Raw genomic sequence first — 23,440 nt, forward strand, 5'->3', positions numbered from 1 at the left:
GGTTTTAAATTTACTTTTTGGTGTCGGTGTCTGTGTTTCCGTTCCCTGCAACTGCAGGTGCAGTTCCTACCGTTTTTGCACCAACTACGTTAATAGCTTCAGTAAGTTGTTTTTGTTTCCAGTCATAAACTGATTTAACAGATTTACGCTCATCGCCTTCAAACTCTTTCAAAGCTTCTAATGAAGTCACTGCTTTAATTTTAGCAATAGTGTCGTTTGCGTTCAACTCTTTTGTTTCTGTTTTTTCAAACTTAATAAGCTTTTGACCTTCCTTTAGGCTCAAACTTCCAATTTTTTCAGAAGTAAAAAATTCGCCTGCTGGACTTCCCCACAACACTTCGTAGGATGTAGAAGCAAAAAGCTTATCAGCTTCTTGCTTCAATGTAGTTTTATCTATCATCTTACTTACATGAAAATTTAAACAACAATACCAGAAACTAACGCACCCACACCATATTCCTGCTTTTTGTCTGTAAGACCGTAGCAATGCAAACGTAATTCAGATTGCGGGTCAGGATTTCTCGTATCTTGAATCATCGGTTTGTAAAGCACTTTGACCGCTTCGATGTGATGCACAATATTTGGAGCGTAATAGAACAAAGAACCATTTCTATGTGTGGTTTGAGAAACAGCACCTACAGAAACAGGAGCATCACCCGCAGTAAATTTCACAGAGCTATTATTTTCAAAAAACTTTAGTTTGAAAAATCGCTTTAATTCTCCTGTATTCTTGTCAATTTCAATATCACGAATGTTATTTGTACTTCCTCTGTCTTCGATCAAATCTTGACGGTGCTCAGCGCAAAGAATCATAAAGGCTTGAGCCCAATCTGTAAGATTCAAACCTTCAAGGACGCTGTAATATTTAATCATATCAGAATACGTCATTCTTTTTCTACCAGTCCCATCATCTACTCCAGTTGTTCTTAAAATTGGAGTTCCTGAAGTATTCGCTTTTGGAGCAATTTTTCTCAACGCATAATCTCGAACACCCATTCTAAAGGCTTCATTATGCAATCTTCTTAATTCACTTTCTTTATCAAAAGCTAAAGCTCGCATTGATTTATCAGATACTACAGTTAAGTCTGTATCTAATTTATCCCATTCAACTAAACCCTTTTTATTAGGGATGTCAACTGGTTCAAAAGCAGTATCCTTGTTAACATGAAATTTTATTTCATTAATTAACTTATTGAACTTGATACCATCTTTATCAATTGCATCCTCAGAAGGCGCTTTGAAAGTCCCTATAAAGTCATCCTTATAGTTTCTAAATTCTTCTAAAAGCTGAGGCTCTACAAATTGCTCAAGCCATAATCCATCAACTAAATCTGCCATTATTTTTTATATTTTGCGTTAAACAATTCTTTGAATTTTTCCGGTTCTTTTCCGGCCATAGCTTCTAAGGCTTTTGGATCTTCTTTCTGCCATTTGTCAAAATCCCAGTCATCACGACCTACTGGAGCGTTATTAGCACCTCCTTGATTTTGTATTTGCGAAGTGATAGGATTGCGTGCTGGAATGGCACCAAGAACCGTATTCAAAGCATCAATACCTGAAGCTTCAGCAATACTTTCATAAGTAGCCACTTGGTCTTGAGTAATTTTACCCGCTTTTTTAGCTGCTTCAATTACTGCAGTAATAGCTGTTTTGCTTTGTTCTTTTAATGCAGCTTCAGCAACTACAACTTTTTCATTGGCAATTCTCAAATCAGCTTCTGCTTTTGTGATTTTTGCATCGTAGTGATTTCGTACAGCATCAATAACTGCTGTATCTGAACTGTTAGCATCTACACCTATTAGGCCTAGAGCTTCAATTATTGGTTTTTTCATAGTATCTGATAAATTATTATGTAAATCATTTTTTGGATTTAGTAAAGCAGAAAAACGGTTATAGGTTTCGGTCATTCCTAATTGTTCAGGATTAAAATCTTCCGTTTCAGTTTCAGGGTCTAAGAAGTCTTTAATTAAGCCTTCTTTTTTAGCTTCTTCAGCATCCATCCAGTTGTCACCTACAAGCCATTTCTTTACATAGCTTTCTGTTTTCCCTGTTTTCTCAATAAGAATTTTGATGAAGTTTTTTTCAATGGAACGCAACAACTTAGCATTGTTTTCATGATCTAATGCTGTTCCTTCTGTATATCCAGAGGGAGCATGTGCCATTAAATAACCATTAGAAACCATGTAAACATCTTTGAGATATAATGATATTACAAAACCCATTGATGCAGCAATACCAACAATTTCCAGTCTTATTTTAGACTTAGAATCTCTTAGTGCATTTGCCATTAGGTTACCATCAAAAACTGAACCTCCATAAGTATGAAGCTTTATAGTGATCTCTTTATGTTTGGCTTCTACTAGAGAAAGTAATGAAACAAATTCCATCCCATTTCCAGACCATATTGTACCGTAAGCTGTGATAGTATTTTCTTGGACTCTAAAAATCATTTTCTAAAACTTTTCAGCAAAGATGTAAGGATAAAACAGGGCATAAAAAATTGTTCGCAAGGGTTGCAACAATTAAGGCTTAACCCTTTATTTAATGGGATTTTTGCATTTAAATCACTATAAAAACATGTCAAATTTGCTTACCAATCAGGCTAAAAAAGTTATGGCCGAAAAGATGTTTGTTGAAGACGGAATGACGGCAAAAGCCATTTCCGAACAACTTGACGTATCGGAACAAACTTTGTCAAAATGGAGAAAAGACGGCCGTTGGGAAGACAAGCGTGCCGAAATGTTAGCATCGCCCCATAAAATTCGGGAAATACTAATTAAAGAATTAAAAACAGTTGCTGAAGGCGGCGTTTCGCTTATAGATGCTGATGCACTAGCAAAGATTAACAAGGTAATCGAAACATTATCCAGTAGCACAAGTGTGCAAATTGTCTTTTCTGTATTCAAAGAGTTTGATAACTGGATGGCAGACCAAGACCCAAAAACAGCCGTGTTATTTACAGAATATCACAAACAGTTCATTTTGTTTAAAATTAATCAGGAAGGATAATGGCAATGAGTCCAAAATGGGAAAAACTGATAAAGGAATACGATGCGCATTGTGTTAGGATCAAGAAAGCCACAACCATCGACATCAATGAAAAGCCTAAGGATAAACTAGACCGTATCAAAAGACTTGAAGGCGATTATATAGCGTGGTTTGAATATTACTTTCCCAACTATGCAAAAAGTCCGTGTGCGCCTTATCATAAAGAAATGGCGTTCTTAATCATATTTAATAAAATTATTAGCCTTCTTGGCGAAATATTTAGATCAGGTGCAAAAAGTGTGCATTTAGGGATGGGAATTCCTTTGTTTTTATACTACACAAAAGATTTGTTTTATATGATGCTTATAGGTCAAACTGACACAAAAGCAAAAAAACTGATTGGTAAAATTCAGGCACAATTAAAATCGAATACCCGATTAATCAACGATTATGGTAAGCGTTTTAATTATGGCGATTGGACATCAGGCGATTTTACCACAACAGACGGTGTAAAGTTCAAAGCAATGAGTATCGGACAATCACCTCGTGGAGAAAGTGAAGAAGAAAACCGTCCCGATTACATCTTAATGGATGATGTTGACACTCGTAAAAGAGTTAAAAACGATAAGCTTTCTCGTGAAGCTTACGAATGGGCGTGGGAGGATTTAAGAGGTTGTTTTGACGAAGGAGGTGAAAGACAACGCTTTATTGTGGCTAATAATAACTTTCATAAAAACACCATCATTAATCAATTAAAAAAGGAGTTTGAAAAAATTAATGAAAAGGCATTAAAGGCAAAACGAAAAATAAAACACTTTATAGTTACTGCCAAAGCCGTAAAAGATTTACACACTTTCGAACCTACTTGGCCAGAAAAAACAAACTCCCAGTATTGGCGTGATAAATACGAAGAAACTCCTTATCGCTCCTTTATGCGTGAATATATGCACGTCCATATTCAAGATGGAGAAATGTTTAAACCTGAACAAATCCAATGGAAAAGGAGATTAGAATGGGATAAATACGAAGGAATGTGTTTCTATGGCGATTTAAGTTATAAAGATGCTGGAGATTATAAAGCTATGATTCTAGTGGGTAAAATTGGGCGTGAATTTCACGTTTTAGCCGCTTATGTTCGTAAAACTTCGAGAATGAATGTAGCTAAATGGCTGTATGATTTTGTACAACAAAACGACTTTTTAAAATACAATTGCCGATACCGAATTGAGGGTTTATTTGCTCAAGACGAGTTTGTCAATGATTTCGACCTTGAAGGCGATGAGCGTGGCTGGTACATTCCAGTTGCAGCGGATAAAAAAAGTAAAGACGGCAAATTTGACCGTATCGAAAGTATGATGGGCTATTTTGAACGTGCTAATATTTGGTTTAATGAAGAATGCAAAGAATCAGTTGACTTTGATATGCTACTCGAGCAATTGTATGCTTTTGAAAAAGGAAGTGGTGCAAATGATGATGGTCCCGATGCGTTACAATCTGCAATAGTAGAAGTAAATCAAATCACTTTCGTAACCAAATTTGAACCCAAAACCAAAAGCAGACAGGAATTATTAAAAGACAAACCAAATAGATACTAATGAGCAGATTTTTAAAAGACACCGATTATGCCGTTTTGATTCGAACCGAAATCAAAAACATATTGCTGGAAAATTACAGCGAAACCAAGCTATTGAGTGCCGAACAAATGGCAATTGCTCAAATCAAAAACTATTTAGCCGGGCGTTATGATGTGGCTTTGATTTTTACACCGCTTCCAGAACCAATTGAAGACGACAACAGCGAACAACTGGACAGCCGTAACGCCTATGTCGTAATGATAACTATTGATTGCGCTTTATATCATTTGTATTGCTCGATTGCTCCAAACAAGATTCCAGAGCATCGCTCGAACCGATACCAAGATGTTATCGAATGGCTCAAAATGATGGCAGAAGGTAAAGGCTACGCTGACCTTCCATTAATGAAAGACGAAACTACAGGCGAAGTCAAAGACAATTTTAGATTATCCAGCAAAAACACATACAACGATAACAAATGGTAGATAAAGCGATTTAAAACACGTTTAAACTCGATTGTAAGACATCAAAATACATTTTATGAAAAGAAACGCATTGAATAAAATTAAGAACAACCAACGGCTAAATTTTGCGCCTGTAGCAAAAGCCGATACCCAACCGCTAAAATCAGGTAAGCAAAACACCAACGGCATCATTATGCAGGTTGCGAAAGCCTATAAAGACCGAAGCCGAAAACAAATTCAGTCCTGGCGAATGTCATTGACGGCTATCGAGCATATCGAAACGCCTCGTTATAATCGTTATTTTGATTTACAGGATGATTTGGTTACTGATGGCACATACAAAACACAAGTGCTTTTGCGTAAATCGGCTACTTTGAGTATCAACTTTCAAATTAGAAATAGAAAGACCGGCGAAATTAACGAACTGGGTTCTGAACTATTTCAGCAAAAATGGTTTTACAAATACTTAAACACGGAACTTGATTCTATCATTTTAGGAACTCGAATTATTGAGTTTTTAGAGTTCAATGGTCATAGTATCAAATTTGCAGTTGTACCACCTCGTAACACCGTACCGAGCCAAAAGCGGATTTATCCTGATTTGGGTAAAGACAAAAACTTCATTCAGTATGATGATCCAATTTACAAACCGTGGGTTATAGAATTGAATCCCGACAATCATTTGGGATTAATCAATGATATCATTCCTAACTTGATTTGGAAGCGAAACGTAGCACAATCGTGGGCGGAATTTTGCGAAAAGTTTGGTATGCCATTAATTTCAGCAACCACTAATAATAACAACTCTACACACATTGACAATGTTGAAAAACAATTACTGGCATTAGCTGAAGCTTCAGTCGGAGTATTCCCTGAAGGAACAACAATCAAGTTTGACGAAGCCAACAGAACCGATGCGTTTAATGTTTATTCAAAATTCATTGAACATAATAGCAATGAAATTGCGGGTGTGCTTGTAGGTTCAAATACACTTGGTTCTAATGAGTCCAACCGCTCGAATACTGAAGTACACGAACGTTCCTTAGATTATAAAATCAGTCAGGCTGATAGACGTGATATTACGTTTACAGTTAACGATGAATTGATTCCGTTATTGAAATTGCAAGGTTATAACTATTTATCCGATGATGATGTTTTTGAATGGATTGAAAGCAAGGAAGAAATAGACTTAATCCAATACTGGACTATTGTTCAGGGATTGATGCAAAATTATGAAGTAGAACAGGATTGGATTTCTGAAACTTTCAATATTCCAATTGTGGGTAAAAAGCAAATGTCAGAATTTGAAGGATTATCCCAATCAGAAATAAAAGCAAAACTCGAAAACGGCAAATTTATGGCAATGCTTACGCCAATTTTAGAAGCCGTTTCAAAACTAAAAGAACATGAAATATCAGATACCAACAAAGAAATTAACAATCCAGCCAATAAACCTTGGAAAAAAGATTACTCATCATAGCTGTTGTGGTTCTAGCGTACCTACAGCATCAGCCAGTTCAAAAATAATTGATGATTTAACGAATCAATTGATTGGTCAAATATGGAATAAAAAGAAAACCATAGGAACAGAAGGACAATTAATTGTTGCTGAAGCTTTGGAACTGGTAGGCGGTTTAAAATCGGGTTACGGCACTATTGCAGGGTTTAATACACCCGATAGTCTAGCATATCAATTGATGGAATACAATCTTTTTGAATTTTCTGCATCGAAGACGGAAGCACGTTTGGCAGCAATGACTGACTTGCTAATAGACCAGGAGAAAAACGAAATCCGATCAGAATCCGATTTTAAGAAACTGGCCAATGAACGAACAGCCAATTTAAACCAAAACTATCTAACTACGGAATACAATCTTTCCATTGCAGTAGGTCAAAATTCCGCAGCGTATCACCGCTTTTTATCCGAAAAGGACACTGTAACATCATTTGTTATATATCAGGATGCAGGAGATTCCAAAGTAAGAGACGAACACCGCAAGTTAGATGGCAAAATATTCAATTTAAGCGACCGTGAAGCTATGAAGTTATTCCCGCCAAACGGTCATGGCTGCCGTTGTGAGTTTTTGCAATACAATCGCACACCAAAGGAAGGCGAAGTCATGAGCGGAAAGACCGCACAAGAAATGCTGAACGCTGAAAATGCGAAATGGTCAGAAAGTCAATTCAATATTAATCGGGGTGATATAAAAGAAGTTTTTACGAAAAAACAGTTTTACAGCGATATTAAAGGTTTACCCGAAAAGCTAAATGACATGACTTTTGACAAGTATGATCTAAAAAAATGGGACTCGTTTAAATCAGATTTAAACCCTATTTCACTTGACGAAAGCATTACTGCAGACAATGTAAAGGAATTGTTTAAAAAGGACAAAACAGGGGCTTTTATGGGCTTTAAAGATTACTACGGACGTAAGATGATCTTAACTGAAAAGAACTTTGATTTTCACACAAAAGGGAAGTATGTAAAACCGAATGAGAACAGACACCAGTTATTCCCGCATATCAAAGATGCTCTTAACAAACCTGACGAAGTTTGGTATAATACTCAAGATAAAGTAGACGGGAAATTTCAGTCCAGGTACTTGAAGTTTTACAACGATAAAATTTTAGTAATTGATTGCGAAATGAACGCAAAAGGATTGGAAGTAAAAACTTGGTATGAAGCAAAAAAAGAAGACCTAAACTTACGTAAAGGTCTGCTTTTAAGGAAAGCGGTAAAATAACACCCTCAATTAAATTGAACTCTTCACGCTTTGCATTCCTTATCTCAGTGAGCGCTAATGTTAGAGGCATAATTTTACTTGCTGACACAAAGATATAAAAAAATTAAAATACAATGGCAAAACAATCAAAATTAGAGCTATTGATGGAATTGAGCGACAAGCTCTTTAACAACAAGCTGTCACAAGTACAGGCGAAGTTATCCGCTGCAACTGATAAGATGGAAGGAAAACTCCAAAGCTTCAATATGCAACAAATCAGAGTGTTTTCCAATATTGGAGAAGCTTTTGACCCTGTTAAAATCAATCAAATGACGGAGTTGTTTGATAGCGTTTCTGAAAAACTTGATTTCACTAATGATATCAGCAACACTCAAACAGCATTGTCGCAAATGGATGTTTCTAATATTGAAGAAATGGGGGCTAAAATCCATGAAATAAGCAAAATTTATAATGAAGACAGTATTGAAATTGCCAAAGCGGCCAATGCGATGACTAAACAAATTGGAGGCAGTTTTGAAAGTAATTTGGCATTGCTTCAGGCGGGTTATGAAAAGGGCGCAAACCTTAACGGCGATATGCTTGACCAGTTCAAAGAATATGGTCCACAAATAAAAGAACTCGGTTTAGATGCCTCACAAATGCTCGCTATTATGGCAAATGCAGGCAAACAAGGCATATTTTCGGATAAGGCCATCGATTCGATAAAAGAGGCGAATTTGAGTTTAAAAGAAATGGGACCCGCCCAGCTCGATGCATTAAAAGGCATCGGTTTAGGTGTAAAAGATTTAGCAGGCAAAACCTCTTTTGAAGCTGTACAAATGATTACCAAAGCAATGAACGGAGCAACTGCACAAGCTAAACAATTAGCTCTAACGGATATCTTCAAAGGAGCTGGAGAAGACGCAGGTATGTCATTTATTTTAGGCTTAGGAACGATGGAACTAGACCCGAATAAATTACAATCATTTAAATCAGCTGATGAAGGGTTTAAAACTTGGGTAGCAAACTTACAAAGCTCTATTGCTGGAAGCGTGGGCGGTTGGATGCCATTAATTCAGGCTTTAGGCATGAGTAGTATGGCTATAAGCGGTATAATCAGTTTAGGAGCTTCAATGATTCCAATGCTGACTAGAATTGGATTAACAACCAAAATTGTAACTGCAGCACAATGGCTTTGGAATACAGCTATGACTATGAACCCAATCGGATTAATTATAGTTGGAATTGCCGCTTTAATTGGAATTGTGGTTGTAGCAATAAAACATTGGGATGATTGGGGTGCATCATTAATGTTATTTTTAGGGCCTGTGGGTATGGTAATAAGTGCTTTCAAATCACTCTACGACCATTGGGAAAGTATTAAAAAAGCTTTTCAAACTGAAGGTATTTTAGGAGGATTGAAGCGTATAGGCGTTGTATTACTAGATGCTTTATTAATGCCTATGCAACAGCTTTTAGAACTTGTGTCTAAAATACCGGGTATGGGAACTATTGCTAATTTTGGAGCAAAAAAAATAGAAGACCTGCGCAAAAGTTTAGACTTAATTGCGCCAGGAGAAACCGACCCAAAAACTAGACCAACATCACCAGTAAGTAATGCTCCTGCAAGTCCGCTTTTAAAAGCTCCAGTTCTTGATGGTAAACTAACGCCATCGGGGAAAAAAGACAAAAAAACAGGCGAAAACATCAGTAAGGTAGCAGGTCAAGCCAACCAAGTGCGTAATATTACTATAAACGTAGATTCGTTCAATAAAGGCGGTATCAATGTAGCTCAAAGTGCTTATGCTGGAATGACCAAGGATGATGTAGAAGCGTTTATGAAAGAAATGTTTATACGACTTATTATTAATGCAGAAAACGCTTAATTATGATTAGTCCAGATTTTTTAAGAAAATTAAACCTCCTTTCAAAACTGTATCGAAAGTTTCCTGAAATGGCCGCTATCGAAGCCGTCAATTTCACTAAGGAAAGATTTGTCCGTAAAAATTGGGTTGACAAAAGTGTTACTCGTTGGAAAGCTCGTAAACCATCGCCTGAATGGCATAGCGAAGAGCAAAAAAGAGCCGCTTCACGAGGCTCATTAATGGTAAAGTCCGGGCGTTTGAAACGTTCCATTCGAAAGATAAAAGTAACCCGCAATAGCGTTACCATTGGCACTGATGTTCCGTATGCTGAAGCTCACAACGAAGGCGCTGTTATCAATACAACTGTCAATGTAAAAGCCCACAGCCGTAAGCGAAAAGGGCGGGAACATCAAGTAAAAGCCTTTAGACGTAAACGTAAAATAACGCTTCCTGAAAGGCGATTTATAGGCGAATCAGCCGTATTAGGAAGACGATTAGAACGATTGATACAACGTGAAATAACTGAAATTTTAAAGTAATGAATACATTTTACAAAAAACTCATAGCCGAATTTGGCAAACAAGAAAACAAGGATAAGTTTACGGCTATTGGCATCGCACCAAACCTTTATATCGACATTTATGCAGGACAGGATCAGTTTGAAGAAAACTTTGAACTCTTTAGCCAACCCGCTTTGTTAGCCGATTGGGATATAGATTATAAATCACAACCGCCAACCGCCACCGTAACGCTCTATTGCTGTTATGAGCAATTGCGTGATACGTCTAATATTTCGCTTAATCGTGATCTTGGTTTGAAGTTCCTAGATTTCATTGCCACTATAGATGCAATAGCCAGCACCATCGAAAGTGAAACTACTGGAAAACTCGAAATTGTTTCGGAGGGGTTTAATAAAATGGATAGCATTGTTGATATTTATTTATTGACTTATGAATGCTCATTTAAGGGCAGAAAAAACCCGCTTGATAAGTACCAAGCGGGTGATTATGATAAACTGGATTTAAATAAAAATCTAACGTATGAATTTGATTAGTTTGGCGTTTTTAAAGCTTCTTTTGCTTTGTTAAAATCCTTTATAAAACTGGCAGTATCGCCTTTGTATTTGGTATTTGTGATTACCATTGAAGCTTTCAAAGTGTTCAGTACCGTGAATACTGCATAATCTTGTTTGTACGGTTTTGAAGCTTGATTTATTGGCATTTCATTAACTGAATAATTAGTGTCGTACATATAAACAAACAACTTCGCCACATCTTTAAAATCGCCTGTTATTTCGATAGATTTTACAACCTCCAAGCCATAAGCCGTAAATGTATTATACTTCACTTTTAGCGGTTCTCTATGCGTTGGGTTGGTGTAAATTTCATATTGAAATCCTAGTCCCGATGGTGCGTTTTGTTTTGAGTACATTTTTAACTGATCCGTTACCAGCTTTCTAACGTTATTCAGAGTAACATTTAGCTCATAATAGGTATTTTGCAATGGCAAATACTCATTGTAAAAAGGGAGTTTTTGCGGAAAATCAGCACTTATTGGCTGTTGTACATCATAATCCCAATCAGGGCGGTTTTGCGCTATTAAAAGCGTTGGAAGGAGTAGTAATACGAGTAGTAATTTTTTCATTAGTTATAAAATTTATATTCCGAACCATATTTAAGCACGTTTGATGGTGTGTTTTCGGTCGGTAAATGTTGAATTATTAAAGTGTCGCCACTCATTTTATTGGTAGCTTGGTAACTTCCTTCATCATTCAAAATTATTTGTTCATCAAAGCCGTTAATCTTGATTTCGTTTGCTATTTCAATGGTGTAATTGCCTTTTGTGGTATCAATTTCAACTACTTTATTGATAGCTTCTTTGTTTAAATTGAAAGATGTTTCGATGCAATTAGTATATTTTGGTTCTGAATTACAGAACAAAAAGAATGCCATTAATGGAAGTATTAGTAATTTTTTCATTTGAATATATTTTAAAGGTTATCAAAAATAAATAAACCGCTTGAATTACAAGCGGTTTTAAACTATTTATAAAACAAAAAAAGTAAGAATAGTGAGAAAAGAAATCCTGAAAGGCTAAAACCGATTAATAATCCTTTCGAAAAAGATTCTTTTTTTTCTGCTTTTATCAAAAGTTGAGTATGTTGTTCCATTTGTTTAAATGTTGTTTAAATAATGTATATAAAACCCAACTTTTGTTTCATCATACCCAAGCTCTTTAAGATTTCTTATTAGCTCCCACATTGTTTCAGAAACAATTTTGTGAGCTTTGTTCTGTACTTCAGAAGGTGGATATTTATCTCTTAAATTGACAGTTTCATGAGTCATAAAGCTCTGATGATTCACACATCCTTTTCTTGGTGGCTTGGTTTTAAAAGTGAGTTTTGACATAGTATTTAGTTTTAAATTTTAAATTCATCGTTGTATCGTTTTTGATTAATCCAAGTGACTAATAACTGTTTGTTAATGCCTTTTGCTTTGACATAAGCATCATAACTGGTTAGTTTATCGAAGCAGGCTATTTTTTCGACTAATGTTAGTTTGTCGTATGCCTTTTCTGCAAATTCTTTCTTTTGCTTGAGGTCATATTTGTCCCAAAAAGTTTCAAACTTATAATCATCCAGCACAAGCTTGATGTCTATCTTTTTTTTGTATTTAGTCCATTCTTCCATCATTTTAGTACTTTCAGGAAATTGGTTATTTGCCAATAATGATATAATTCTATTCCCTTTTAGATTAATGAAATTGTAAATTATACCGTCTGATTTTCGGTACTGAAATAACCATTCGTCTGCTGTCTCTTTAAAGATTACTTTGTAAGTGATTAAATCCATTTTCTCGCTATTTTAATAAATACTTTACTGGTTTGGTGTGAACGAAATTCTTTGCTATTTCAATTGCTTCTTTCTTGAGTCGTGCCTCGTATTCGAATATTGATTCTGATTTGTCGAGAGGTTTTGACCTTATTTTTTTAGTATGCATTAGGCTGTTTTTTGATGTAAAAAGTGATATAACATTCTTAAATCATTGGTTGCTTTAACATCGTTTACAGTTTCTATTAAGTTGGAAATGATTTTTCGCAAAGCAACCGCTTCATGATATTTTAGGCTCAATTCATACTCTTTACCTACATCAAAAAGAGTATTTTTCTTTAGCAATACTTTACGTTTAGCTGTGAATTTCTCATCTAAATCAAAAGCTATTGAGCGTACTGATAATTGTTCACAATTAACAGAAGGAAACAAGTCGTACACTTGCTGTAAAAGTTTTGCAACGGCAAAAACTTGATCGGCTGTTAGGTTTAATTTTATTTTCATAATGCTTCACTTTTATAATCTTCAAGAGGGCAATTTTCAGGTATGAGTAATGCAGTAGAAACCTTTGAAGTTGTCAATTCTAATAAAAAAGGTGAATGAACTTTACTATCAGTATCACTCGCAAAATCACAAATTTTAGTAGCCGTATAGTTGTCTTTTTGTGCTAAAAATGCTTTGCAATGAAAACAATCATGGCATGTATCTATTACTTTTAATATTTTTCTCATCTTACAAAGGTTTTGAAATTTGCATAATCACATAACTAGAAGCTAAACCCGCCACATCACGAATGATGTAATCCACTTTTCTAATTTCAAAACTGCCTGAATATTTTTCTGTTTTTGGGTCAAATTCATTGAGAATTAAGAGGTCGCCTTCTTGGTAATTACGATCATTAAATCGGATTTCTACTTTCTTTAATCCTAATAGAACATCTTTGTAATATTCAGGATGTATTTTGAGTTCGTGTGTCATTTAAAAAAGGGTTAATTGGTTCGTATTTTGCTTCTTTTCCCGCAGTTCCCGCAGTTCTTTTTTGGCATTGATCCCCATATAAGAATCGAAGGTTCTTTTACAGATGTGGTACTGATTTTCAATATGCTTATGGAAAATTTCTTTGAAAAACAGTTCTTGCTTGCGATGATGCAAGACAATAGTCTGAATTTCAAGAACTCTTTTTAAAAAATTTTCTTTGGTATAAGCCATTTAATACTATCTTTGAAGCTTACAACCGCCAAGTTGATAAGGCTCTAGATAGTATTATTTAGGGCTTTTTTTATGCCTAATTAGTAGATGGTTTCGGGATTCCTGTAGCGTGATGCCACGCTTTTGTACCCATCTTTTCGGCACTATTTTCAAAGTTTACCTTCAATGCCTGAAACTGTTTTGTTAAATCATCCAGTTCGTCATAATCGTAAGCATTAAGGGTTTTTTTGTGAACTGATGAGTTCAGCATCCAGTTATTAAACTTTGTCCAGCTGTCAGCCTCTTTTATACCTGTATGAGTTGCAATCGTTAGAATAACACTACGCTTACGTTTCATTATCAGTTCCATTTCGGCAGAAAGAGATTGCTCGCTTTCCTTTTTTGGAGCTTCAACAACCCTTTTTTTGTTGTTGAAATAGTTATTTACAGGACTATCTGAATCTGTAAAAGTGTTGAATGTTTGTTTTTTTGCTCTCATCTTAAAAAAGTTTTCCTTGTACTGGTGTATTGTCTTTTTTATCCCAAATCACAAAGGTTTTGTTGCCTCCAAAACGGCTACGAGGATACGCTTTATAATCCTTTACAAACACTTTGATACAAGACATATATTCAATGTCTCTAGCTGCTTGGTTCTTTGGTTTTTCGTTCTTTGCCCAACTCACTACAATGAATGATTTTTTAGGAAAGATTTTGATAAGCTCTTTGTACTGTTTGGTTGATAATTCAGAATAATCCTGACTATCAATTATTACAATTTTTGCCGAAGCTCTACGCTTTAACCTTGTTAGAAGTTCATCAAAAGTACCGCCTGTAATAAACATTACTTTTCCTTTTACATCCTCCATGTTATTGCGTTGGATAGCGGATTGCAACGACTTGGAATGCCCTTGCTCATAAGAGAAATAATCTGCTTTGGTTTTGAATTTTAAGCATAATTCCTTGATAAGTTTGACAACCAACTCGGTTTTACCGCCACCTGATTCACCAGTTACAGACATCTTGAAATTTTTTTCAATTTGCCCGAAACTGTCTAACCATTCGCCTTCCAATTCATAAACATCGAAGGACTTTTCCAGAAATTGTGTGATTCCGATTGCTTTCATTTGTATTAATTTTTCATTTTTCGCTCCCGCTTACGACTCGAACGTAAGTGTATGCCCTTCGGGATTGTTTTAATCTTACTTGTATATTTCGTTTAAAACTTGATTTAGCCGTTCAAACTCAAGGCTTTTATCAATACATTTACTATGAATTTGACTCTCATCAAGGTCGTACCAATCATCAGCATTTTGTTTAACTATTCTATTTTTTAAAAGCTTCATTCTAGCTTCTATAACAGGAGCTAAAAAATCTATATGATGCTTCATTAGGTGTAAAAAAACTGTTGTTCCCATCTTTATTATTTTTTAAATTACAGGCTAGAGAAACTCAAGGAAACATCTTTCCAGCGGTTTTTATCATCCTTGGTATAAACTCTCACATACTTTGCAGTTCCGACCACTACAAGACAATCGTTCAGTTTGTCGAATTCCTCCATTAATGCCTCATCTCCTAATTCTTTGGCTTGACGGCGGGCTTTGTTTAATAGTTTGGCATCGTATTCTCCTTTTGAATTTTTCATTAGAATTGAATCTAAAAGATTGTAAAAGCCTTTGTTTCTAGATTCGAATTTTTCTCTAAAAATGTCCTTGATGGCATTGATATGAACGATTGCGGTGTCATTGAAATCAAACTTATCTTGATTTTCGACTACAATTTTTACATTGTCGTTTTTAAGTTCGAAACTTTTGGCTTCTTTAACCGCTTTATCTTCTAGTTGGTACTTCAATGCATTGAAGTTTTCGGAGTGGCTAATGGTATCGTTTTTAAGTGATAAAAGGATTCCTTTTACCTCTGTAAATTTTGTGGCAACCTCGTTTAAAAAGTTCTCTTTGTCCGTATCGTAGGCTTTTTTACGCTTAATTTGTTTTTCTTGCTCTACAGCTTCTTTTTGTTTTGCCAGTTCTTTTAATTCGGCTGCTGTGTACTCTGATATTGGTTTTGTTGCTTCCATTTTTGTTATTTTATGATGTTAAATTCGTATTCTCTCAAGTCTAGGGTATCGGCTTCTATCGGCCATTCGGTTTCTGATTCTTTCAGGAGTTCTAAATCTGAAGGAGCAACTCCGTTTATGTGTATTGCGCCTTGTTTTACGTTTAGATAAAGACGGTTTCGGCAATTTTTACCTTCAATAATTACCGTAGTTCCTGCTTTGATAGTTTCTTTGCCAATGTTGCTGATGTCATTTAAAACTTTGGCTTTTTTGCCTTCAAAAAAGGCGTTGGATGATTTTTTTACAAATGATTCTCTCATAGACTAAACTTTTATCGTTCCCAGTTGGTTTTCTTCGAGTTCTATCAGCTTTCGTACATAATAATCTCGTTTATGTTTGTTGGGAGCATATTCAAAATGATTGCCTTTTTCATTATCAAAAAGCCAATCATTGAGTTCCTTAATTTTGTTTTCTAACCATTGTTTAGTTACTGTCATAGCTTGAATTTTAGGAGTTATATCATTCTTTGTTTCACTTTGCCACATTGTTCTTGCAATTGCACCGCTGTAGGCTTTTATTATTTTGCTTAAATCATTTCTGATGATTAATAGATTGCTGGAGGGATAGAATGTTATCATAATGGGTATAATTCGTTTAACAATGAGATAGTTACTTCTTGACCTGTTATTTCGGCTTCTTCGAGTGCCGTGGTACAAATGTTTTTAAGCGAATCAAAGTCTTTTACTCTTTTTAAAAGCCAGTTGATTGTGGGTTTATTATTTATTCCCAATTCGTGGCAGATAAGCGTGATATCCTCCTCAATGGATGGGTCTAAATTTGTCCAGCCAAATGACCAGCGACGGTTAGTTTGGATAAATCCGTTTTTGCGACTTTCAGACCCTTTTTCGAGCATTTTTTGAACATCAATACCAATAACAACTACTGCAGCATAACCTTGTAATTCGTCTGCAATGGTTTTAACGGTTGGGATGTTTCCTGCTTTGGAGTTTTCGAATTCGTCAATAATTAACATCGGGTTATTGCCTAGATTTTTGATTTTCTCGCACACTCTTTTGATAATTGCGCCTTTAGTTCCTGTAGTAGTCACACCTACTTCGGTAGCTAAATTGATTGCGAACTCTTTGGAGTTTTCGATTCCTGAACATTTAACTAGGAATACTTGTGAAGGAAACTTTTGTTTGTATTTAGCAGCTGCGTAGCTTTTTCCAAGTCCTGTATCGCCATCAACTCCTAATCTAATTTTCTTTTCACGTGCATTTTCAAAAGTGATAATTGATTGTTTGAAATTGAACGTGTTGAAGTGTTGCCAATAGGTTTTTTCTAATTTGAAACCAATTGCTAGAGCAATAGCTTCATAATACTTATCGGCAATTTTTGCTTTGCCAATGTTTTCATTTCCTTTTAAAATGTGATTCACATAGGCTTTATCAATGCCTGCCAATTTTGCTAATGCTACTTGATTAGCGTTGTTTTCGGACAAATACACCTCGATTGCTGTAGGTATTTGTTCAAGTTTCTGAATTTGTGTTAACTTTGCCATAGATTTGAAATTTAATGTTACCATTCAGAGTCGTTAAAGTCTCTATTTACTCTCTGTTTGGTAGCTTTTTTAAGGTTAGTATTCTCGTTATTTAATTTTTCTGAATTATAAGTTTCTTTATTTCCACCAAGTGCCATAGAATGCACGTAGTTCAATCCTTCTGTAACTTCATTTAAACTCGTTGCAAAATCATCTACAAATTGAGTTTGCTCTTTTTTTCTATTCAACAATCTACCTAATGCATTAGTTCCAGATTCCGAAGATTCGGCATGTGATTGGCTTGCACCAATAACACGAGGGCAACTCATTATAAACTTACCGTCTAGCGTGTAGAGGTCTGCCATTTCTTCATCCCAAACCACTTTTAATTCCGCTCCTGTGGTGTAACCAGTTGCTTTAGCAATAAGTTCAGTTCCAGCACCGCTATAGCTTGGTATTTCGAATTGGAATAATTGACTATCTGAATATCCTTTGGTACGATACACATTTACATAACCACGCATATAGCTTACATCGACTTTGGTATGTTTAGCGAACAAATAGCGTAGTACTACAGGTTCTAATGGTTGACATTGTGGGTTTTTGTTTAAAAATCTTTCGGTTGGTGTTACCTTATCACGAAGTGGAGTTTGATTCCAACGTTTGATTAATTCGTGCATTTGAATTACGGCATCTTCAAAAGTTGGTAAATCTTTAATATCTAAATGATCGGGATTTACTTGACCTTCTATTCCTGCATCCCACGAAGTTGAAAGGAAGTTTTTAATGTCTTTTAAACTACGTTTAAACAATCGGAATTGGGTTTCTGCTGGATTCGCTTGTGAGTTACCCGCTTCAATAGTTCGTCTTTTATTGAAAGCAAGGTTTAAAAATGCTTTACTTTCTGCTGATGTGAAAGCCCCGTGATTATCGGATATGAATTCGAACATCGTTTGATTGCCACCGTTTTGAATTGCCATTTTTACAGCATCTTTGGTCATTTTTTCAGTCTCTTTGTGTGAACCCATTGGGGCGTGTGACCATCCCGCTATGAATTTGCTTGCTACATCGGTAATCAGAATAACATATAGTTTCATTGTGGCCCATTTGCCGTCTGCTTTTTGGTATTTATAATTGATAGTTCCCGAACCATCGCCAGCAAATAATGAGTGAGCGAATTTTAAAGGTTCGGAAGTAACATAAGTCTGTACGTGTTTTTTATAGTATTCCTCACCGTGACGTGCTTTTGCTGTCAAAATTTGGTTATTGAAGCGTGTTAAATGGTGGCAAAAAGTACGATAAGCCACAGGCTGTAAGTCGAATTCTTGCACATCCTCGCAATAATCACGCTCCCAAAGTGTACGGATGTACTCTTTTGATGATGCACCCGGATTCATATACAAATTGAACATCATTGCTTGGTGTATATCGAACTGGAATATTTGCCCTGTTGATTCGTCTAGTAAAGGGTATTTACCCACAACTAGAGCGTTGTCGTTTCCGTATTTGCTAGAAATAAAGAAGTTCAATTGTTCCAAGCCATCCGTTAAGGCGAAATCATTTAGTTTGTTACGCAAATAAGCGGCTGAATTGATTTTGAAACCTTCTAGTTTCATTGGTGCAACTATATCCGTGCAAACTTGATAGAAGTCTTGTTTTTTGTTGATGCCTAAAGCCTTGAAATTGTCGTTTTCTAATTGTTGATTCATCCACACGCACCAAGCTTTAGCGGTTGCCATTTCTTGTGCCTGATTTTGATTGAATGCTACAATAGCTTTATACATATAATGGTGTATGTCAGTATTGTCAAGGAACGTTTTTACTTGTGCCTGAATGGCGTTAGTAATTTGGTTTTGCTTGTTTGATTTATCGGAACTTTGCAGAGCTTCATACGCTTGTAGAAGCTCGTGCTTTGTACCAAATTTTGAACGGTAATGCGTAGGTTTTCGGTCGGGTAAACATTCGTAGTCGTAGTAGAACGTTCCGTTTGCTTTGCCCCAGCGCCATGCGCTTCCTGTATTGGGTAAAAAGTCACCGTATTTGTAACCTTTTTGAATTGATTTTTTGAATAATGCTCTAGCTCTAGTTCTTAAATACTCCTCAGTTACCTGACAAACTTGTAATACAAGGCGTTGTGATACCCATAAGGTTTCACCGTCTTTATAATTACGAATTAGGATGTCGTTAGGTAAAAGTTGCATCTTTTAGAACTAGTTGATTAGAATTTTTTCTAGCTCAGCAAACTTTTCCATGATTAGTTTGGCTGCAGTTGAATCTTGCTTTCTTTCATTTATCACCACTTTTTTGCAATAAACTTTGCTCTTACCTGTCATACTATGAAGCAGTTCCCACGTTTTAAATTTTCTCGCTTGTGTTATTAATATGCTCATATCTTAAAAATTATTATACATTTGTATCGTTAGAGTGATACAAATATAGATATTTTTCAATACGAACAAACAAAAACATAGACTTATTTCAATATGAGTATAGAAAAAATTACACATAGACTATGCAAATACATGGAATTCAAAGGTTTGAATCCTAATAATGTTACTGTAGATGCGGGTCTATCTGTAGGCTTAATTGGTAAAGCAATTAAGAATTCGGCTGGTTTAAACTCTGATACTATAGAGAAAATTCTACATGCTTATATAGATATAAATCCTATTTGGTTTGTTTTGGGAGATGGCGAAATGCTAAAACCAAATGTAAAGGATATGTCACAGTCTGAAAATGTCACAAAAACTGTCACATTTTCGGAAGAAACGAAAAGTAAAGAAAATGTATCACTTTCAGTAAATGAGGGACAATCGCCTCTTTACAGCAAGATGCCAAAAGTTGTTACTGTAGATACTAGCGGAAAAGACAATGTTGTTTTAGTTCCAGTTAAAGCAGCCGCTGGATATTTAGCAGGGTATGGCGATAACGAGTTTATACAAACGTTACCAACGTTTAGTTTGCCAAATATCCAAAACGGAACTTTTAGAATGTTTCAAGTTTCAGGACATTCGATGTATCCAACGTTATGTGATGGATGTTATGTTGTTGGAGAATGGGTGGAGAACTGGATTAAAGATGTGAAAGATAACCGTATATATGTAGTTGTCAGCGATAAAGGTGTTCTAGTTAAACGTGTTTTAAATCGTTTAAAAAAATACGAAAACTTATATTTAAAGTCAGACAACAGAAAAGAACACCCGAATACAACTTTAGAACCTTCACAAATAAAAGAGATTTGGGCGGTCAAAATGCATCTTTCCTTTGAGTTACCCGACCCGACTGTATTATATGATCGTGTGGGCGACTTAGAAGCGGAAATCGATCATATTAAATCCCTTATAAAGTCCAAAAATTAAACCTTTTTTGGAATAAGTTTAATTTTCGAACCTTTTTATTAAAGAAGGATTAAACCTTTTTAAACCTTTTTTGGTTAGAATGTCAATGTTTATGGTGTATGTTTGGTTTAGCCCCTTATACTGTTTGCTGTAATTCGTGATAAGGTAATTTAAATATTTAAAGCAGATTTTTTTATTAATTTTTGTAAAATACTTTAGGACAGATAGTAAAACTTAGTATTTCATCTGTTAGAATTTGAAATAAAGTATAGTTTGTATAATTAATTGCCCTTAAATGAAATCAATTTCAAATCAAATCTTAACCTATATTTCCATCTCTTTGTGTGTTGTTTTTATTGGACGCTATTTTTACGGTATCCATTTTAGAACACAATTTGAAACAGAAAGATTAGAGCGAAATAGTATTCTCGTATGCGAACGTTTGGCTAGTTTTTCTGTAAGGCCGATTTTAAAGAATGATTATGCATCTATTCATTCTTATATTAATATTGAAGCATTGGATGAGAACATTCGCTGCATAAAAATTTTGGATAAAAATAACCGCCTTTACGGTGGTGTGCTTCGTACAGATAATAAAGTCCGACCAATGCAGCATAATCAGCTGCTGGATTTGGATCAGGATTCAGTTGTCAGGCCAGTTTTGCACCAAGGTAAAATGATTGGAAAAGTAGTTCTTTATCCAAATAGAAATCCTTTGGAACAATATATTAGAGAGTTAAGACTGCTCTTTTTTCTAGAATTAGGAATGTTTTTTTTAGTACTTGCTGTTATACAGTTTTTTATATTAAAAAAAGTAGTTATCAATCCGCTGATGTCTTTGAAGGATTGGGTATCATCCATTAATACTGATGAAAAAATTACTGAACCAAAATTATTTCACAGTACTGAAATAGATATTGTTATCGATTCTATTTCCCAATTGGCAGATCGCATGACTTCTATGCTTAAGGAGAATATTAGTAAAAATAAGCAAATACAGGAAAAGGAATCACTAATTACAGCGATAGGAACTAATCTGACTGGAGGAATGATTTTTCGACTTACTACTCGTGATAATGGTTTAAGAAAGTTTACCTATTTAAGCGGTTCATTCCAGAAATTATATGGATTTTCGCCAGAAGAAGGGATTGCTGACCCTTTAATTATATTTGGCAGTGTGGTAAAAGAAGATATTCAGTTTTTATTGGATGCTGAAACAGCAGCCAAAACAAACCTGTCTACTTATAGATGTGAAGTCCGCATGATTAATCCCGATGGTACTATCCGAGTTTCCAGATTTGTCTCAACTCCAACACTTATGGAGGATGGTTCGATAAACTGGGACGGAATTGAACTTGATATTACTGATTTAAAAAAGGCTCAGGCCGATTTAAAGCAAAATCAGTTCTTACTGGAAAGTATAACCGAAGGGCTGCCAGATAGTATTTTTGCAAAAGACCTTAACGGATGTTTCTTGTTTGTAAATTCTGCACTAGCAAAACGGGTAAATAAAAAACCTGAGGATTTTTTAGGAAAAGATACTAATGTTCTTTTTTTACCTGATGAGGCAAATAAAACTTTGGAGAAAGATTTCGAGATAATGAAATCTGGTAAGATTCAGACTTATGAAGAAGAAAAAACGACAGTGACAGGAAAAGCTGTCTATTTAACTACCAAAGGACCTATTATGGATGGGGAAGGTAATATTGTCGGGTTGTTTGGCATAGGCAGGGATATAACGCATCAAAAAAGAGAAGAGGAAGCTTTGAGAGTTTCGCAGGAAAAGTTTGAGTTTGCTTTTGATTCTAGTCCTAATGCAATTTTGATACAAGATGAAGAAACAGGAAAATATCTAGGAGTTAACGCTTCTGCCACAAATGTTTTTGGATATAGCAAAGAGGAATTTCTTGGTAAAACGCCTGTGGAACTGAATTTGTACAAAGATGTGTCTGTTCGTAAAGAAGTGATTGAAGCCTTGAAGAATGTCGATATTGAAGATATGGAAATCATCGGCCGTCACAAATTGGGAATGGATTTGAATTTACTGCTTACAGTAGTACGGCGTTATATTGACAATAAGCCCTTTTTATATATTAATGTACAAGATGTCACCGAACGTAGAAAGGTGGAATTGGAGCTGCAAAAATTAAATCTAGATAAAGACCGTTTTATATTTATTCTTGGGCATGATTTAAGAGGTCCGGTTAACTCAATCGTTGGTCTGCTGGATATTGTAAATAGTAATATCAGTAGTATGCCAATGGATGAAATCAGAGAAATACTGCTTTTAGTTTATCAATCCACTACGAATACTTCTAGATTATTGGATGATGTATTATTATGGGCAACAGCAAAGTCCGGCAAAATGGAATTTAATCCCCAAAAAATTAATTTTACGAAAGACTGCCAGGATATAGTGGATTTACTTCAATTTACGGCAATTGCAAAAAATATTGAAATACAATTGCTTTGTGAGGATTCATTGGAGGTTTTTGCAGATAAAAGCATGCTGGATACTATATTAAGAAACTTGATTTCGAACGCTATAAAATTCACTCATGTGGGAGGCAAAATCACGATATCTGGTAAAAAAAATCCAGATGCAACGGTTATTTCCATTGCTGATGACGGAGTAGGAATTGCGTCCAAAGATATTAGCAGAATTTTTGACAAGGCACAGCTGTTCACTTCAATAGGAACTAATGAGGAAAAAGGAACTGGTTTTGGTCTCAAACTATGTCAGGAATTTATTGGAAAACACGGTGGGGAAATTTGGGTTGAAAGTGAGGTAGGAATAGGGACTACATTCCATTTTTCATTGCCAAATGGCAGAATAATATAATTCTCAATTAATGAAAAATATAACGCAAGGCTGAC

General features: G+C 35.4%; 30 protein-coding genes. 10 read left to right on the forward strand and 20 right to left on the reverse strand.

All coding sequences use genetic code 11. The features are described from left to right. Nucleotides 1-10: 10 nt before the first annotated feature. The 3 genes from C8P67_RS06245 to C8P67_RS06255 are packed head-to-tail and all read right to left on the reverse strand — an operon-like array spanning nucleotide 11 to nucleotide 2,450. A complete protein-coding gene (locus C8P67_RS06245) occupies nucleotides 11-400 on the reverse strand; it encodes a hypothetical protein (RefSeq protein WP_115811469.1) in 390 nt (129 codons plus the stop codon). A 17-nt stretch (nucleotides 401-417) separates the two neighbouring features. Next, entirely contained in the window at nucleotides 418-1,338 is a 921-nt protein-coding gene (locus C8P67_RS06250) for a hypothetical protein (protein WP_115811471.1), read from the reverse strand. Beyond that, on the reverse strand, nucleotides 1,338-2,450 hold the full coding sequence (locus C8P67_RS06255; RefSeq protein ID WP_115811473.1) for a Clp protease ClpP: 1,113 nt from the start codon (nucleotides 2,448-2,450) through the stop codon (nucleotides 1,338-1,340). Before C8P67_RS06255 ends, C8P67_RS06250 begins: the two co-directional genes overlap by 1 nt. A 127-nt stretch (nucleotides 2,451-2,577) precedes the next feature. Here C8P67_RS06255 and C8P67_RS06260 point away from each other — a divergent pair, with 127 nt between their 5' ends. The 8 genes from C8P67_RS06260 to C8P67_RS06295 all read left to right on the forward strand — a co-directional run bounded on the left by C8P67_RS06260 (nucleotide 2,578) and on the right by C8P67_RS06295 (nucleotide 10,668). Further along, entirely contained in the window at nucleotides 2,578-3,009 is a 432-nt protein-coding gene (locus tag C8P67_RS06260; protein ID WP_170141418.1) for a transposase, read from the forward strand. Next, a complete protein-coding gene (locus C8P67_RS06265) occupies nucleotides 3,009-4,583 on the forward strand; it encodes a hypothetical protein (protein WP_211319893.1) in 1,575 nt (524 codons plus the stop codon). Before C8P67_RS06260 ends, C8P67_RS06265 begins: the two co-directional genes overlap by 1 nt. Beyond that, nucleotides 4,583-5,047 carry a phage protein Gp36 family protein gene (locus tag C8P67_RS06270; protein ID WP_115811477.1) on the forward strand — a complete coding sequence of 155 codons (465 nt, stop codon included), beginning with the start codon at nucleotides 4,583-4,585 and terminating at the stop codon, nucleotides 5,045-5,047. Before C8P67_RS06265 ends, C8P67_RS06270 begins: the two co-directional genes overlap by 1 nt. A gap of 55 nt (nucleotides 5,048-5,102) precedes the next feature. Next, nucleotides 5,103-6,506, forward strand: coding sequence for a phage portal protein family protein (locus C8P67_RS06275; protein ID WP_115811479.1), 1,404 nt, complete (start codon nucleotides 5,103-5,105; stop codon nucleotides 6,504-6,506). Next, nucleotides 6,433-7,770 (forward strand): PBECR2 nuclease fold domain-containing protein, encoded by a 1,338-nt coding sequence (locus tag C8P67_RS06280; RefSeq protein ID WP_115811481.1) that lies wholly within the window; start codon nucleotides 6,433-6,435, stop codon nucleotides 7,768-7,770. The genes C8P67_RS06275 and C8P67_RS06280 overlap by 74 nt, the downstream gene beginning before the upstream one ends. A 113-nt stretch (nucleotides 7,771-7,883) precedes the next feature. Next, nucleotides 7,884-9,635, forward strand: coding sequence for a phage tail tape measure protein (locus C8P67_RS06285; RefSeq protein ID WP_115811483.1), 1,752 nt, complete (start codon nucleotides 7,884-7,886; stop codon nucleotides 9,633-9,635). 2 nt (nucleotides 9,636-9,637) lie between these two features. Continuing rightward, nucleotides 9,638-10,153 carry a phage virion morphogenesis protein gene (locus C8P67_RS06290; protein WP_115811485.1) on the forward strand — a complete coding sequence of 172 codons (516 nt, stop codon included), beginning with the start codon at nucleotides 9,638-9,640 and terminating at the stop codon, nucleotides 10,151-10,153. Further along, nucleotides 10,153-10,668 carry a hypothetical protein gene (locus C8P67_RS06295; RefSeq protein WP_115811487.1) on the forward strand — a complete coding sequence of 172 codons (516 nt, stop codon included), beginning with the start codon at nucleotides 10,153-10,155 and terminating at the stop codon, nucleotides 10,666-10,668. The genes C8P67_RS06290 and C8P67_RS06295 overlap by 1 nt, the downstream gene beginning before the upstream one ends. On the opposite strand, the gene C8P67_RS06300 is transcribed toward C8P67_RS06295, so the two are convergent. From C8P67_RS06300 to C8P67_RS06380, 17 genes are all read right to left on the reverse strand, one after another. Beyond that, nucleotides 10,665-11,258: a hypothetical protein gene (locus C8P67_RS06300; protein ID WP_115811489.1), complete on the reverse strand. Its 594-nt coding sequence runs from the start codon at nucleotides 11,256-11,258 to the stop codon at nucleotides 10,665-10,667. The genes C8P67_RS06295 and C8P67_RS06300 overlap by 4 nt on opposite strands. Next, nucleotides 11,258-11,593 carry a hypothetical protein gene (locus tag C8P67_RS06305; protein ID WP_115811491.1) on the reverse strand — a complete coding sequence of 112 codons (336 nt, stop codon included), beginning with the start codon at nucleotides 11,591-11,593 and terminating at the stop codon, nucleotides 11,258-11,260. The genes C8P67_RS06300 and C8P67_RS06305 overlap by 1 nt, the downstream gene beginning before the upstream one ends. Before the next feature lie 195 nt (nucleotides 11,594-11,788). Continuing rightward, the gene (locus C8P67_RS06310; RefSeq protein WP_115811493.1) at nucleotides 11,789-12,022 is read right to left on the reverse strand and encodes a hypothetical protein; all 234 of its coding nucleotides are present in this window, start codon (nucleotides 12,020-12,022) and stop codon (nucleotides 11,789-11,791) included. An 11-nt stretch (nucleotides 12,023-12,033) separates the two neighbouring features. After that, the gene (locus C8P67_RS06315; protein WP_115811495.1) at nucleotides 12,034-12,465 is read right to left on the reverse strand and encodes a hypothetical protein; all 432 of its coding nucleotides are present in this window, start codon (nucleotides 12,463-12,465) and stop codon (nucleotides 12,034-12,036) included. Nucleotides 12,466-12,612: 147 nt separating this feature from the next. Continuing rightward, complete coding sequence (locus C8P67_RS06320) at nucleotides 12,613-12,948, reverse strand: hypothetical protein (RefSeq protein ID WP_115811497.1); 336 nt, start codon at nucleotides 12,946-12,948, stop codon at nucleotides 12,613-12,615. Beyond that, entirely contained in the window at nucleotides 12,945-13,175 is a 231-nt protein-coding gene (locus C8P67_RS06325; RefSeq protein WP_115811499.1) for a hypothetical protein, read from the reverse strand. The genes C8P67_RS06320 and C8P67_RS06325 overlap by 4 nt, the downstream gene beginning before the upstream one ends. Nucleotide 13,176: 1 nt before the next feature. Beyond that, the gene (locus C8P67_RS06330; RefSeq protein WP_115811501.1) at nucleotides 13,177-13,422 is read right to left on the reverse strand and encodes a DUF3850 domain-containing protein; all 246 of its coding nucleotides are present in this window, start codon (nucleotides 13,420-13,422) and stop codon (nucleotides 13,177-13,179) included. Then, nucleotides 13,423-13,653 (reverse strand): hypothetical protein, encoded by a 231-nt coding sequence (locus tag C8P67_RS06335; RefSeq protein WP_115811504.1) that lies wholly within the window; start codon nucleotides 13,651-13,653, stop codon nucleotides 13,423-13,425. Between the two features lie 76 nt (nucleotides 13,654-13,729). Beyond that, nucleotides 13,730-14,131: a hypothetical protein gene (locus tag C8P67_RS06340; protein WP_115811506.1), complete on the reverse strand. Its 402-nt coding sequence runs from the start codon at nucleotides 14,129-14,131 to the stop codon at nucleotides 13,730-13,732. A gap of 1 nt (nucleotide 14,132) precedes the next feature. Continuing rightward, nucleotides 14,133-14,756 carry a hypothetical protein gene (locus tag C8P67_RS06345; protein WP_115811508.1) on the reverse strand — a complete coding sequence of 208 codons (624 nt, stop codon included), beginning with the start codon at nucleotides 14,754-14,756 and terminating at the stop codon, nucleotides 14,133-14,135. A gap of 75 nt (nucleotides 14,757-14,831) precedes the next feature. Continuing rightward, nucleotides 14,832-15,047 carry a hypothetical protein gene (locus tag C8P67_RS06350; RefSeq protein WP_115811510.1) on the reverse strand — a complete coding sequence of 72 codons (216 nt, stop codon included), beginning with the start codon at nucleotides 15,045-15,047 and terminating at the stop codon, nucleotides 14,832-14,834. A 17-nt stretch (nucleotides 15,048-15,064) separates the two neighbouring features. Then, complete coding sequence (locus C8P67_RS06355) at nucleotides 15,065-15,706, reverse strand: DUF3164 family protein (protein ID WP_115811512.1); 642 nt, start codon at nucleotides 15,704-15,706, stop codon at nucleotides 15,065-15,067. A 5-nt stretch (nucleotides 15,707-15,711) separates the two neighbouring features. Beyond that, entirely contained in the window at nucleotides 15,712-16,005 is a 294-nt protein-coding gene (locus C8P67_RS06360; RefSeq protein WP_115811514.1) for a hypothetical protein, read from the reverse strand. A 3-nt stretch (nucleotides 16,006-16,008) separates the two neighbouring features. Then, a complete protein-coding gene (locus tag C8P67_RS06365) occupies nucleotides 16,009-16,323 on the reverse strand; it encodes a hypothetical protein (protein WP_115811516.1) in 315 nt (104 codons plus the stop codon). Further along, nucleotides 16,320-17,246 carry an ATP-binding protein gene (locus C8P67_RS06370; RefSeq protein WP_170141419.1) on the reverse strand — a complete coding sequence of 309 codons (927 nt, stop codon included), beginning with the start codon at nucleotides 17,244-17,246 and terminating at the stop codon, nucleotides 16,320-16,322. The genes C8P67_RS06365 and C8P67_RS06370 overlap by 4 nt, the downstream gene beginning before the upstream one ends. 17 nt (nucleotides 17,247-17,263) lie before the next feature. Continuing rightward, nucleotides 17,264-19,426, reverse strand: coding sequence for a DDE-type integrase/transposase/recombinase (locus tag C8P67_RS06375; RefSeq protein WP_115811519.1), 2,163 nt, complete (start codon nucleotides 19,424-19,426; stop codon nucleotides 17,264-17,266). 9 nt (nucleotides 19,427-19,435) lie between these two features. Then, nucleotides 19,436-19,615 (reverse strand): hypothetical protein, encoded by a 180-nt coding sequence (locus tag C8P67_RS06380; RefSeq protein ID WP_115811521.1) that lies wholly within the window; start codon nucleotides 19,613-19,615, stop codon nucleotides 19,436-19,438. A 132-nt stretch (nucleotides 19,616-19,747) separates the two neighbouring features. Here C8P67_RS06380 and C8P67_RS06385 point away from each other — a divergent pair, with 132 nt between their 5' ends. After that, on the forward strand, nucleotides 19,748-20,584 hold the full coding sequence (locus tag C8P67_RS06385; RefSeq protein WP_170141420.1) for a S24 family peptidase: 837 nt from the start codon (nucleotides 19,748-19,750) through the stop codon (nucleotides 20,582-20,584). Nucleotides 20,585-20,858: 274 nt separating this feature from the next. Beyond that, a complete protein-coding gene (locus tag C8P67_RS06390) occupies nucleotides 20,859-23,405 on the forward strand; it encodes a PAS domain-containing sensor histidine kinase (RefSeq protein WP_115811525.1) in 2,547 nt (848 codons plus the stop codon). Nucleotides 23,406-23,440: the final 35 nt, after the last annotated feature.

It is taken from the genome of Flavobacterium aquicola, from assembly GCF_003385115.1.
Lineage (GTDB): Bacteria > Bacteroidota > Bacteroidia > Flavobacteriales > Flavobacteriaceae > Flavobacterium > Flavobacterium aquicola.

What these genes read in the sequence shown, in the direction of transcription:
- C8P67_RS06285 (WP_115811483.1), top strand. Translation starts at nt 7,884, where the DNA reads ATGGCAAAACAATCAAAATTAGAGCTATTGATGGAATTGAGCGACAAG.
- C8P67_RS06295 (WP_115811487.1), top strand. Translation starts at nt 10,153, where the DNA reads ATGAATACATTTTACAAAAAACTCATAGCCGAATTTGGCAAACAAGAA.
- C8P67_RS06350 (WP_115811510.1), bottom strand. Translation starts at nt 15,047, where the DNA reads ATGGGAACAACAGTTTTTTTACACCTAATGAAGCATCATATAGATTTT.
- C8P67_RS06370 (WP_170141419.1), bottom strand. Translation starts at nt 17,246, where the DNA reads ATGGCAAAGTTAACACAAATTCAGAAACTTGAACAAATACCTACAGCA.
- C8P67_RS06375 (WP_115811519.1), bottom strand. Translation starts at nt 19,426, where the DNA reads ATGCAACTTTTACCTAACGACATCCTAATTCGTAATTATAAAGACGGT.
- C8P67_RS06280 (WP_115811481.1), top strand. Translation starts at nt 6,433, where the DNA reads ATGAAATATCAGATACCAACAAAGAAATTAACAATCCAGCCAATAAAC.
- C8P67_RS06265 (WP_211319893.1), top strand. Translation starts at nt 3,009, where the DNA reads ATGGCAATGAGTCCAAAATGGGAAAAACTGATAAAGGAATACGATGCG.
- C8P67_RS06255 (WP_115811473.1), bottom strand. Translation starts at nt 2,450, where the DNA reads ATGATTTTTAGAGTCCAAGAAAATACTATCACAGCTTACGGTACAATA.
- C8P67_RS06300 (WP_115811489.1), bottom strand. Translation starts at nt 11,258, where the DNA reads ATGAAAAAATTACTACTCGTATTACTACTCCTTCCAACGCTTTTAATA.
- C8P67_RS06345 (WP_115811508.1), bottom strand. Translation starts at nt 14,756, where the DNA reads ATGAAAGCAATCGGAATCACACAATTTCTGGAAAAGTCCTTCGATGTT.
- C8P67_RS06260 (WP_170141418.1), top strand. Translation starts at nt 2,578, where the DNA reads ATGTCAAATTTGCTTACCAATCAGGCTAAAAAAGTTATGGCCGAAAAG.
- C8P67_RS06270 (WP_115811477.1), top strand. Translation starts at nt 4,583, where the DNA reads ATGAGCAGATTTTTAAAAGACACCGATTATGCCGTTTTGATTCGAACC.
- C8P67_RS06330 (WP_115811501.1), bottom strand. Translation starts at nt 13,422, where the DNA reads ATGACACACGAACTCAAAATACATCCTGAATATTACAAAGATGTTCTA.
- C8P67_RS06315 (WP_115811495.1), bottom strand. Translation starts at nt 12,465, where the DNA reads ATGGATTTAATCACTTACAAAGTAATCTTTAAAGAGACAGCAGACGAA.
- C8P67_RS06390 (WP_115811525.1), top strand. Translation starts at nt 20,859, where the DNA reads ATGAAATCAATTTCAAATCAAATCTTAACCTATATTTCCATCTCTTTG.
- C8P67_RS06340 (WP_115811506.1), bottom strand. Translation starts at nt 14,131, where the DNA reads ATGAGAGCAAAAAAACAAACATTCAACACTTTTACAGATTCAGATAGT.
- C8P67_RS06335 (WP_115811504.1), bottom strand. Translation starts at nt 13,653, where the DNA reads ATGGCTTATACCAAAGAAAATTTTTTAAAAAGAGTTCTTGAAATTCAG.
- C8P67_RS06310 (WP_115811493.1), bottom strand. Translation starts at nt 12,022, where the DNA reads ATGTCAAAACTCACTTTTAAAACCAAGCCACCAAGAAAAGGATGTGTG.
- C8P67_RS06355 (WP_115811512.1), bottom strand. Translation starts at nt 15,706, where the DNA reads ATGGAAGCAACAAAACCAATATCAGAGTACACAGCAGCCGAATTAAAA.
- C8P67_RS06245 (WP_115811469.1), bottom strand. Translation starts at nt 400, where the DNA reads ATGATAGATAAAACTACATTGAAGCAAGAAGCTGATAAGCTTTTTGCT.
- C8P67_RS06360 (WP_115811514.1), bottom strand. Translation starts at nt 16,005, where the DNA reads ATGAGAGAATCATTTGTAAAAAAATCATCCAACGCCTTTTTTGAAGGC.
- C8P67_RS06320 (WP_115811497.1), bottom strand. Translation starts at nt 12,948, where the DNA reads ATGAAAATAAAATTAAACCTAACAGCCGATCAAGTTTTTGCCGTTGCA.
- C8P67_RS06325 (WP_115811499.1), bottom strand. Translation starts at nt 13,175, where the DNA reads ATGAGAAAAATATTAAAAGTAATAGATACATGCCATGATTGTTTTCAT.
- C8P67_RS06250 (WP_115811471.1), bottom strand. Translation starts at nt 1,338, where the DNA reads ATGGCAGATTTAGTTGATGGATTATGGCTTGAGCAATTTGTAGAGCCT.
- C8P67_RS06380 (WP_115811521.1), bottom strand. Translation starts at nt 19,615, where the DNA reads ATGAGCATATTAATAACACAAGCGAGAAAATTTAAAACGTGGGAACTG.
- C8P67_RS06385 (WP_170141420.1), top strand. Translation starts at nt 19,748, where the DNA reads ATGGAATTCAAAGGTTTGAATCCTAATAATGTTACTGTAGATGCGGGT.
- C8P67_RS06365 (WP_115811516.1), bottom strand. Translation starts at nt 16,323, where the DNA reads ATGATAACATTCTATCCCTCCAGCAATCTATTAATCATCAGAAATGAT.
- C8P67_RS06275 (WP_115811479.1), top strand. Translation starts at nt 5,103, where the DNA reads ATGAAAAGAAACGCATTGAATAAAATTAAGAACAACCAACGGCTAAAT.
- C8P67_RS06290 (WP_115811485.1), top strand. Translation starts at nt 9,638, where the DNA reads ATGATTAGTCCAGATTTTTTAAGAAAATTAAACCTCCTTTCAAAACTG.
- C8P67_RS06305 (WP_115811491.1), bottom strand. Translation starts at nt 11,593, where the DNA reads ATGAAAAAATTACTAATACTTCCATTAATGGCATTCTTTTTGTTCTGT.